9 protein-coding genes are annotated in these 10,413 nt (G+C 49.1%); 1 reads left to right on the top strand and 8 read right to left on the bottom strand.

From position 1 onward, the window contains the following. Positions 1 to 74: 74 nt before the first annotated feature. Both CKO40_RS22840 and CKO40_RS22835 read right to left on the bottom strand, forming a co-directional pair. The gene (locus CKO40_RS22840) at positions 75 to 881 is read right to left on the bottom strand and encodes an NDP-hexose 2,3-dehydratase family protein (protein ID WP_338074253.1); all 807 of its coding nucleotides are present in this window, start codon (positions 879 to 881) and stop codon (positions 75 to 77) included. Positions 882 to 1,076: 195 nt separating this feature from the next. Further along, positions 1,077 to 2,021 carry a glycosyltransferase family 61 protein gene (locus CKO40_RS22835; protein ID WP_200348760.1) on the bottom strand — a complete coding sequence of 315 codons (945 nt, stop codon included), beginning with the start codon at positions 2,019 to 2,021 and terminating at the stop codon, positions 1,077 to 1,079. Between the two features lie 127 nt (positions 2,022 to 2,148). On the opposite strand from CKO40_RS22835, the gene CKO40_RS22830 reads away from it, so the two are divergent. Beyond that, a complete protein-coding gene (locus CKO40_RS22830) occupies positions 2,149 to 3,987 on the top strand; it encodes a sulfotransferase domain-containing protein (RefSeq protein WP_200348759.1) in 1,839 nt (612 codons plus the stop codon). Here the strand turns inward: CKO40_RS22830 and CKO40_RS22825 are convergent. The 6 genes from CKO40_RS22825 to CKO40_RS25525 form a co-directional block, all read right to left on the bottom strand. Continuing rightward, positions 3,980 to 4,867, bottom strand: coding sequence for a glycosyltransferase family 2 protein (locus CKO40_RS22825; protein WP_200348758.1), 888 nt, complete (start codon positions 4,865 to 4,867; stop codon positions 3,980 to 3,982). The genes CKO40_RS22830 and CKO40_RS22825 overlap by 8 nt on opposite strands. A gap of 72 nt (positions 4,868 to 4,939) precedes the next feature. Continuing rightward, complete coding sequence (locus CKO40_RS22820; protein ID WP_200348757.1) at positions 4,940 to 6,184, bottom strand: glycosyltransferase family 4 protein; 1,245 nt, start codon at positions 6,182 to 6,184, stop codon at positions 4,940 to 4,942. 123 nt (positions 6,185 to 6,307) lie between these two features. Beyond that, positions 6,308 to 8,113 (bottom strand): ABC transporter ATP-binding protein, encoded by a 1,806-nt coding sequence (locus CKO40_RS22815; protein WP_200348756.1) that lies wholly within the window; start codon positions 8,111 to 8,113, stop codon positions 6,308 to 6,310. 16 nt (positions 8,114 to 8,129) lie between these two features. Then, positions 8,130 to 9,113 (bottom strand): glycosyltransferase family 2 protein, encoded by a 984-nt coding sequence (locus tag CKO40_RS22810; RefSeq protein ID WP_200348755.1) that lies wholly within the window; start codon positions 9,111 to 9,113, stop codon positions 8,130 to 8,132. Then, positions 9,110 to 9,907 carry a methyltransferase domain-containing protein gene (locus tag CKO40_RS22805; protein WP_200348754.1) on the bottom strand — a complete coding sequence of 266 codons (798 nt, stop codon included), beginning with the start codon at positions 9,905 to 9,907 and terminating at the stop codon, positions 9,110 to 9,112. Before CKO40_RS22805 ends, CKO40_RS22810 begins: the two co-directional genes overlap by 4 nt. A 342-nt stretch (positions 9,908 to 10,249) precedes the next feature. Further along, positions 10,250 to 10,411, bottom strand: coding sequence for an integrase core domain-containing protein (locus CKO40_RS25525; RefSeq protein WP_420827391.1), 162 nt, complete (start codon positions 10,409 to 10,411; stop codon positions 10,250 to 10,252). Positions 10,412 to 10,413 lie beyond the last annotated feature (2 nt).

The following is a 10,413-nucleotide window of genomic DNA, read 5'->3' as shown; positions in this document are numbered from 1 at the left end:
TTCAGATTGAATAACTTCTGCAACGAGTTCGCCCTTATCAGCTTCTTCATTAGGCGAGTTAAACCCACCCTCGTTCAGGTGATCTTCAAAAATGACGTTAAATAGAGTCTTGTGTTAAAACCCATCTGGAAAACCATACTGAGAAGAAACTCCCAGCCATGAGTAGTCTCGCGTATATATTGCGTAACAGCGGAACGGAACGCTGTTGTCATCAAGGGCTGATGCCAGGTTCTAACTTCACGGTTAGTGCACGCCACTCGGTAAAGGGTTGCCGCAACTCCGGTCTCGGTCAAGTCCCGCACGCCATCATCAACAATTTCATGAGTGCCGGTCTGGGCGATCGCCGTGATCTCAAAGCGTTCGCTGAAATCATAACCGGGAAGAAACCAACATTGCGAAGAGCTTCGCGGAAGCTCATTACATTGTATAGACGAAAAATTGGGCCTTTTTCCCCGGTAAGCGCTCCAATCGAAGACACCAACCATCGACCGTAGGTCCGTATTAAAAAAATTGTTTTTTTGCACTAGCTGCAAAAGTACGCACACTGGAACCCAAATCATATTATCAATAGTTGGCAGCAGATTTGGGACTTCAATAAATGAGAGTGTTTTGCTCTTACGAAAATACCGCACCCCTAAGTCAACCTGATGCGTCTGAAGTAAAGGTTTGGCGTCGAGACGATAGCTCATAAAATAGTCTAGATAGGGCGTTTCCTTGCCTCCGTGAATGCGCAAATAATTGGCTGGAGTCGACTGAACCGTCGGTCCGTACTGTCCAATACCGGAATTTCCAGGTTCTACACGAGCCTGAAGAAGATGGGGTTCACCGTCAAAAAGGTGCAGCAGCATGCCGTTGAAAGCGCCCTGCGGCTGGTATAGAATGATAGAGTTCTGATCACCTACATGGTCGCAAATGCCTGTTATATTAAAAAAGCCCCGCTACGATGGGAAAGAAAGCTACCGCAGGTCCCCCATTCTTGCTGCCTATCGAACCGGACAGGCTCGATCTCGAAGCATGATCGCTCAATGATATCATTTAGGAAGTCTTCTAGCTGGTTAGGGGTTTCAGCTAATCGCTTAGTTTCGTCTTTCATGATTTCGAATGCACTTAACTATGGCGGATGGTGAAATATTGAAAGCTGGCTTTTGACCGCTTACCTTTATGTTGTAACTCAGAAATCCCTTTACCAAAGCAATATTAGCTGCCGGAGCTTTATTATCCAAAAAATTGCCTGTAATAACCAGACTCCCCTTGGGTACAAATATTGTATTAGCAAATTCGGCACCTCGTACACCAATCACTCCGGCGCAGCGTGTAAAAACACGGACTTGCTCGGCAAATCCGCAAGCGCCTGGCTCAAAGCGCAAGACGGGGATATCCTGCTCGCGGAGGGTTTTTTCGATGGCATCAATGTTTGCAAGGTAGCGCCGACTGGAACCATAGCCCGATATCTCAGCTTCATCATTGATATAAAACTCTGGTGGCGTCGAACGTTCAAGCAGGAGATAACTACAATCCAACTTAGATTCTTGGGCACCTAGGCGCACATAAATCTCTCTTAGTAGTGGAGCCATTCGCTGCCTGATCCGCGCCAAGCCCCAGAAGTATATCGCCTGTTTTATGGTTTCTTTAAAAAAAGCTTTGAGTCGCATCTCGGTCAATAACTTTCGAGCGATTGAAAATGAGTCAAAGCCGAGCAAAGGAATATCCCACCGAGCGACATGAACTATTGCATCTGCCGATGTTGACATTCGGCTCATTTTTTTTGGATAGATACGGAACTGGAGTCCTAGAGCCTCTCCGGCTTCCAAGATTAGGCGATCGATTACCGGGCCACAGGATTGAAATAGAATAAGCCTATTCTCGGCCTTTTCAGAAAAAATGATGTGAAGCCCGGGTAGAAAATAGCCCCACATAAAATGGAAAAAATGTTCCAGACTTTCGGGCCCAGGACGAGGCAATAGCCTTAATGATAACTGAGATCTCTGTGCAGCAAAAATCATGACAAACTTATTCTGCATAAGACTATACTTTATGGGCCGTATGACAGCGGGTGAGTGATCACTCGCGGTCACCCGATCTATATTATTACCAACCGGCAAGGCTTGATAAGAGGCTAGGCGAAATATGCACCGAGAAACGGCAATCTTGATCGTCAACGGCGGAAAGGATCCCGCTCAGGGAAGCTGGCTGCCTTACTGCGTTGGAAAAATTCTTGCTCATACTTCTAGAAAAAGGTATCGATTGTACATTTGGAATAACAATACACAAGACGAATTTATTTCCGCATTTCTGCGTTACATTCCGCATGCCACACTCGTACAGGCATCCCCCCATACAAAGTTAACCCATGTGCATGCAGATCCACTCCAACGACTATACGAGCGTGCCCGGTCTGACGGTGCACGGATTTTCGTAACCTTCGATAGTGATGCACATCCAGTCAATGACGAGTGGTTGGATACTTTGCTTGATGCTTTGGACGGAGGGGCGGTTCTCGCTGGTGTCTGGCGAGATGAGTTGAAGCAGGCGATCGCACCTTATGTCCATGCAAGCTGCCTCGCAACAACTGCGGAGTTTATTGATAATTATGGCCTACGATTCGATTTTATCGAACCTAATTCGGAAGGGAACCTCCATGACACCCTGTCAAGTTTCACGGAGACAGCAAAAAAATTAAATCTTCCGATACACCCGCTCAGGCGCAGTAATGCCCGTAATTTTCACCGTCTCATGGGAGGCATCTACGGTGGTCTCGTTTATCATCATGGTGCTGGCTCACGTGCTGCCATCAGTTTCTGGGATGAAGAGATAACTCTTGAGTCGACAACCAAGAACGTTCGCATTGGGGAGATTGCCACGCATTTCCTCTTCACTCGTTATGAGGATTATATGTCATGGCTTTCCGGAAACGATGTTGCCCCTGATTTTGCGGCCAAACTTGAGTCGCTAGCGTTAGGTGATACAGGCGCCTTTTCTGAAATACCTACGGCTTTAGCCAAAAAGCAAAAGGTTGGCTTTAATTTTGAAAGCACGAAAGAGTTCGCTTCGAAAGTCATCCGGCGAACGAAAAAGAGCGTTGACCGAGTTCAGCTAATAAAGTTAAGCAAACAAAAGTGTCATCCACCAGAGCTAATGCGGCGACCGTTCACGCAGGAAGACTACCATTCCCTACCGGAAGGTTGGAAGATTGGACCGCCTGACTTCGTCGGCGTAGGCGTGCCAAAAGCAGGGACAAGTTGGTGGTACAAAGCCATGCTTGAACATCCGCAGGTGTCTCCTCATCGCCTCTATCACCCAAAGTTATTTCAAGCTACTAAAGAGCTTGTGTATTTCTGCCATTTTGACTGGAAAGGTATGTCAGACGACGCGGTAAAAAATTACCGCAATGCCTTTGCAGCACCGGCAGAATCGATTTCTGGCGAATGGTCGACAAACTATCTATTACATCCTTTTGCTCTCAAAATGCTATGGGAGACAGCGCCAAACACTAAGATATTGCTGTTACTGCGCAACCCTGTCGATCGATTCGTATCTCATGTCAACCATCTTGTCAAAAATAGGGGGAAGGGTTTTAAACTTAGCGATGATTGTTTGAGTTTCTTTCGCAAGTTTTCGGTTATGCCCGAAGCTTATTTGCATGGGCAATATGCAAAAGGGCTAACTGAGTTGCTCCGACTTTTCCCGCGTGAGCAGATTCTAGTGCTCCAATACGAGAGCTGCTGCCAAAATCCAATGGCAGAAATCTCTCGAACCTTCGAGTTCCTAGGTATTGATACTAATGTTCGGCCTACAGTTTTAGAGAAGCCCGTAAACCGGCTTGAATATATCGTCGATAAGCCGGATAACTTGGGCCGCAAGCGCCTTGCTTCGCTCTATGCTGAGGAAGTCCGAGCTTGCACAGAGCTATTGCCCGAGCTTGATCTTAGTCTCTGGTCAGACTTCCTTCAGATCTCAGATAAGCCGATATCTCGCGGATTCAGCTAGGGATTAAAACTTGAGATAAATAGTGCACCCCCCCCTCCATGCGGTCTTTCCACGCAGATAGCCTTCCTGATTTATCGCTTTTTCTTTTGAAGTCAGCGCTTAAATTCCAATAAAATAACTTCATCGCGCTTACATTCCCTCGAATTATGTGCTTCGTATAAAAAGCACCTTGGCCTATTCGATAATTTTGCCACAGTTTTTTTATGTCTTTAATTTCTCTGCGTCCGTGATTGTGGAAGACATATAAATCGGGCTCATAAACGACAGAAAGCCCCTTAATCCAAGCCCTGAAGTAAAAATCAGTATCCTCAGCAGATCGGCACTTTGAGCCTGCACCGAGTTTTTGATCAAAAACGCCTACTTTTTTGAAAGTTGCAGAAGGAATAACCATATTGCATCCATGAATGAACCCAAAAGCCCCATTAGTCCCATTAAATGTCGAGCATTTTGTGGAGGTTTTAATTGTTTCAGGAAAATCCCTCGAATCAAATAATTCCACTCGCCCTCCCAAAACTCCGGCAGAGGGATGCTTTTTAATTGCGCCAATAACGCGCAAAAGATAGTCAGTTGGCAAAATAATATCGTCGTCAATAGTGCAAGCATATTCTCCAGATCGCAGATGGGAAATTGCAGCGTTACGAGCTCTGCTTAAGCCTGGCTTAGGCTCATGGATATAATCATGCGTAAAAGGAAAATTGCTTTTTTTTAAAACTTTTAGAACTTTTAGTGCACTTTGGTGTTTGCTGTTATCTATAATTACTAATCGGAATTCAGCGTTTTTTTGAATTTCTAAGAACGAAATTGATTGAATAAGTCTCTGTAAATCTTCTGGTCTATCGCGAGTAGGTATTATTCCGACAAGCTTTAATGGCTTTATCATGTTATATACTACCGATATTTAAAACTTATTTAATGAAAGACCAATGAGTATTTTTCTTTCAGTCAGCGAAAACTAGCCCTTGAGCTGCATAATAGTGTGGATTAATGCTGTTTCCTGCGCTATGAAGTGATCGATTGAATATTGTTCAGATACTAATTTTCGTCCGTTTTTTGCGATCTTGATTCTAGTTTCTCGGTCTATTGCTAAAGTAAGGCACATTTGCGCAAATGCTTCAGTAGTGTCTGCCAAAAATATGTTTTCGTTTTTTGTGATGTTTATTCCCTCGGCGCCAACTGATGTCGATACTACTGGTCGACCATAGCTCATCCCTTCAAGAATTTTAACTCGAGTACCACCTCCAAAACGTATAGGAGCGATAACGACATTACATTTTTCATAGTATTTTTTGACTGTGTCAACTCCGCCCGTCACTTTAATGCCAGGAATTTCATCCTCTAATTTTTTGATATGTTTTGGTGGGTTGTAACCAACAATAATGAGCTCTGATTGGACTTGGTTGTTATGCAAAATCAGTGGGTAAACGTTTTTTGTAAACCATTCGATCCCATCAGTATTTGGCGAATGCGACATGCTACCTACAAAAAGCATGCTCAATTTATTTTCTGGAGTTTCATCTTTTATATATGCTGGGATATCAATGCAGTTAGGTATGACAAATGCGTGTGGGTTGTTGGTCGATTTTGATACGTTATTTTTGTCATGGTGCGAACAAACGATGACACCATCAGAAACCTTTGATAAATATTTCTCTAAATATTTAGCGCGTAGTGCATGTAGTCGCCGAATCATCGAAAACTCAATCCCAAACTCTGCATGACGTAGCTTGACAGCACGCTTTATTGCAATTGACTCGATATCATCAAAATCCACAATCATTCTTTTCAGTTTTATTAACCCATGATGTTTTAGTTGGAGTGCCAGCATTGCTGTGCTGATCCGAAAGCAAAAAATTAAATCATAATCTGCTTCGTTCAAAAAATTAGCGACGTTTTCTATGTGTTTGCAGTCAGGGCTTCTCCAGTTTTTTAGGGATTCTATAACTTCAAAAATGAATGCGGAACCAATAATTTTATTACTTGATGAAGGGTGGGGCTTTCCATGATATAAAATTTCACATTTGTTACATAATTCTTTGGTTTCGATCGGTATTTTTTTTTGTTTTAAGGGATCAGAGATGACGAGCAGGTCGATATATGCTAGTGTTGATAAAGCACGAAGATGGTTCATCGCACGTTGTTGGGCGCCAGCGCCTGTTAGTCTAGGTACACATGGACTGATTATAGCTATCTTTTTCATCGCTTATAATTAATTTGATTATTTTAAAGATATTTTAAGGCGTTGATTTAGCCTTGCTTTGCGATTTTTTACCTTGTAAAATCTTAAAAATTTAGCCCCTCAGCCTTGGTGTAGAATGCCAAATCAGTCTAACCCAGAAGCTAGTTTTTGGAAATGCGATCCTTCGCGACGTATCAATTCATTCCAGTTTCCTTGTTCCGCGATTACACCTTCCACCAGTACATAAATACAGTCGCATGGCTTAACAGTGCTGAGGCGGTGCGCAACGAGCAAAATTGTTTTTGTGCCACTCAAGTTATGAATGGCTTCCATCACGGCTCGTTCGGTCGCGTTATCCAAAGCGCTGGTCGCTTCATCGAAGAAGATTACAGCAGGATCTCGATATAGGGCCCTGGCAATCCCAATCCGCTGACGCTGCCCCCCTGAAAGACGCACTCCACGCTCACCAATAATGGTGTCATACCCTTGAGAAAGCTGGCTGATCACGAAGTCGTGCAGGTTGGCAAGTCGGGCGGCTCGCTCGACTGCTGCTTGATCGATCTGCGACTCGGGCAGTCCAAGCGCGATATTCGAAGTAACGCTTTGGTCAGCAAGGAAGATGTGTTGTGGAACATAGCCAATCGCGGCTTGCCAGTTCCGTGTATTCGCCTCCGTCAGAGGCTGATCATCGATATGGATCTCGCCTTTGTCGGCGGGGAGAAGCCCAAGCAGTAAATCGACCAAGGTGCTCTTACCGGCACCCGAGGGACCAACGAAGCCGACAGTGGTGTTTGCTTGAATGGTCAAGCTCAGTTGTTTCAGTGCTGCTTCTTCGCTGCCAGGATAGTGATAGGTGATGTCGCGTAGCATGATCCTGTCAGAAGGGATCAACGGTTGCGGTTCCTTACCGCGCTGCGGCAAAGCGATCGAATCGGGTTGGGAGCCGAGATCAGCAAGGATGTTGTCGACCGCTGCTGAATTGAAGCGCATTTGTGCGAAACTGCTGAATATTTTCTGGAAAGCGGGGATGATCTGACGCCCCGCAAGCCCATACGCGCCAATCAGGGGAAGGACTGTCTCGATCCTGCCATCCCCATCCATGAGATAGAGCACAACGAGTAATATGCCACCAAAGGCGATGGCTTCGATGGCATATTGAGGAAGGTTTTGGAGAAGAATTGAGTTGGCCTGATGCTTGGCGAAACGCTTGGATGGGTTGCGATAACGCTCCAGGTAATCGAATTCGCGCCCGAGCAGTCGAATCTCTTTGGAGCCGGCAAAGGCCTCAGCCGCGACCGTGAAGCGCTCGCGGTTGGCTCGAACCCGGTCTTGACCGATTTTGTTGAGCCAGGTCCGGGCGAGCAGATAGATCAATCCATACACGCTCCCGAGGGTGAGCGCAATGATCATGGCGAGCACAGGGTAGATCGCAATCAGGAGGGCGACAATCGCGCCGGCAAGGAGGATTTGGCTGGCGAGGCGCATGGCCGGCATCAATCCACCATTGATTGCCTGCGCTGTCTCTTGCAGTACATTCTTTGCGAGGTCACCTGAATTGCGGTTGAGAAAGAAGCTGTAAGGTTGACGGAGATAGCCTGCCATCAGGCGCCGGGACAGTTCATACTGTTGCAAATGGGAATAACGGGTGATGGCCCACTGTGTCAGCGCCTGCAATGCGGTTCCCGAGACGAAGACCACGAAGGCCGCCGTGCCCAAAAAATAGAGGAAGCGATCCTTCGATTCGAATTTGAGTGCGTCAAACGCTTTACGCAGCCAGATATTGCTGTCGATGATGTCTGGATTGGATAGCACCGCCAGAAAAGGCATGACCGATGCGATACCCGCTGTCTGCACGAACGCTGTCACGATCATCAAGAACAACAGCACGAAGACTTTTGTATAGTCGCGCGGATCGAGTAGTGCTTTGATTTTTGCGAGTGCTTTGAACATGATCCAATGATTGGCGTTAGCCGCGTGAGCGAGCGGTAGGTGCTGAACGCCTTGGCGCGAACATCAGAACGCTGGAAACGATCAGATAGAGCCACGTCCGAGGTTGCCCGGGTGATTGCGTCAGTGACGAGGCGAAGTCTTTTGCCGCAAGGCGATAATCAGCGTTGCTATAGTGCCGGTACCCCAGGTCAAAATGGATGCCCGCGATGCGTTTACGGACCTGTTGCGCCCGCACGCTCTGGCCATTGGGACTGCTGTAGCCCCATTGCTTGACGGCGCGCGTAAGGACGCGTGCACCATAATTGACCGAGGCGCCTCGTACAGTGGCGCTATCGGGGTGCAGGCGGTAGAGCGCCATCGGCCGGCGCAGGGTATGGATGGGCGTCACTCGGGACGCCCGCAGCCAGAAATCATAGTCTTGGCCGAGCCGCAGCGATTCGTCGAAGGTTCCGATCCGCTCCAGGATCGCGCGGCGCAGCATCACGGTCGAGGTCCAGACATGACAGTCGAGCAGGAGCTGGTGATAGACCCAGCCGGAGCGTTCGGTGTCGAGCTCGGTGTCCGGGATCAGTGCAGCCTCGGCGATCAGCGGCTCGAGCGATGGGTAGCGACCGCTGGCTGTCTGCTGCCAGCGCTCGAAGCCGGTGCAGACGAGGTGAATGTCGGGGTTCGCCTGGAGGTGGCGCCATTGGGCGGTCAGCTTTCCCGGTAGCCAGATGTCGTCGGCATCGAGAAAGGCGAGGTAATCGCCCTTGGCCGCGGCGATCCCGCGGTTCCGGGCCGTTGCCGCCCCGCCGTTGGCCTTGCGAATGAGCTCGACGTCGGGGTGCTCCGCTGCGACGCGCTCGGCTGTGCCGTCGCTCGAGCCGTCGTCGACGACGATGATCTGCAGGTGCGGGATATCCTGCGCTTTGACGCTATTGAGCGCGTCGCCGATGAATTCAGCGGCATTGTAAGCGGGAATGACGACCGAGATCGATGAGGGTGCGGGAGCGGTCATGGGCTGAACTTGCGCGCGATCAGGGCCGTCGAGGGGCTGAAGACATGGGCGAGCAGCCGCACTGGCGGGATGCGGCGGATCACCGTCAGCGCAAGACGCCGAAGCAGGCTCTGACGCGCGTCCATGCTGTCGAAGCGATCATAAGACTGCATCCTGTAGCGGCTCAAGAAGTCACGAAGCTGGAAGTAGGTGAACCAGTTCACCGCCGGATAGGCGGCATAATTGGCGAGTTCTGGCCGGGTGGTGACGGCGAGGCGTTCGTAATGCCGTTTGAGCGGGCCAGGATACCAGCTGTAGAGGGGCAGGGCGAACTCGTGCTGCACCGGGCAGAGCCGATTCGTGGTGCTCAGGAAAAGGATGCCGCCGGGACGCAGTATGCGCGCGAATTCTTCCAGGCAGGTCTCCCAATCCGCGACGTGCTCGAGCAGTTCCGGGGCGATGCAGATGTCCATCGAGGCATCCGGGAACGGTAGCGCGGTGGCCGATGCCAGTTGGAACGCAGCGGGAAGATCGGCCTCGCGTAGACGTTGATGCGCGATCTGGACCAGATCTTGGTTGATGTCGATGCCGTAGACATGATGACCGAGTTCCGCCCAAACGCGGCTCTGGGTGCCGGCATTGCAGCCGATGTCCGCAACATTGAGCGGGGCGCATCCCTGGCCGTGGAATGCAAGCAGTTTATCGCGTAGCCTGCGGGAGCGTTCCTGGGATTCCGGGGTCAGACTTTGCCGAGCATAGTAGTCTACAAACTCGGTATGCGTTTGCGTTTGCCATCGCGTGGGGTTCGATTGCACGGTTTCCGGCTCTAGGCTTGTTTTTTCGCTTCTTCCACGATTATGCATGATCGATGCTAAGAAAGTGAAGATAGGCGGATGCGGAACCTGACAGCCGCTAAGGGTTTTAGGTCATGCGCTCGTTCTGCAGATTAAGCATCCGAATGCCAGGCCAACTTTGAGAAGCTCATTGATTGAAATCAGAAGGGAAGCATGTGGATTATACTTAGTGTATACGTGAATCCGTGAGTTGAATGGCGGAAAGCGGCGGTTTCCACCAAATGGCATACTGAGGTGGACCCAAATCGTTGGGCCACTGACCGGCTCTGAGAAGTAAAGTCTGGAGGCCGATTCCTCTCGGGTTTAGGGGTCCGGCATGGAGGTCCAGTGGACCGCGGCCGGGGGTTGTTGGTCAAGGGCGCTATGCGGGCGCTGCTCGTTGTAGAAGGGGATGTAACGCTGCAGGCCTTGTTCGACCTCCGCCGGGGTCTCGTAGCCGTACAGATAGAGGTGCTCGTACTTGATCG

It is taken from the genome of Halochromatium glycolicum, assembly GCF_016584085.1.
Taxonomy (GTDB): Bacteria; Pseudomonadota; Gammaproteobacteria; order Chromatiales; family Chromatiaceae; genus Lamprobacter; species Lamprobacter glycolicus.
Note: the sequence above shows the minus strand (reverse complement) of the source record. Positions and strands in the feature narration are given on the sequence as shown.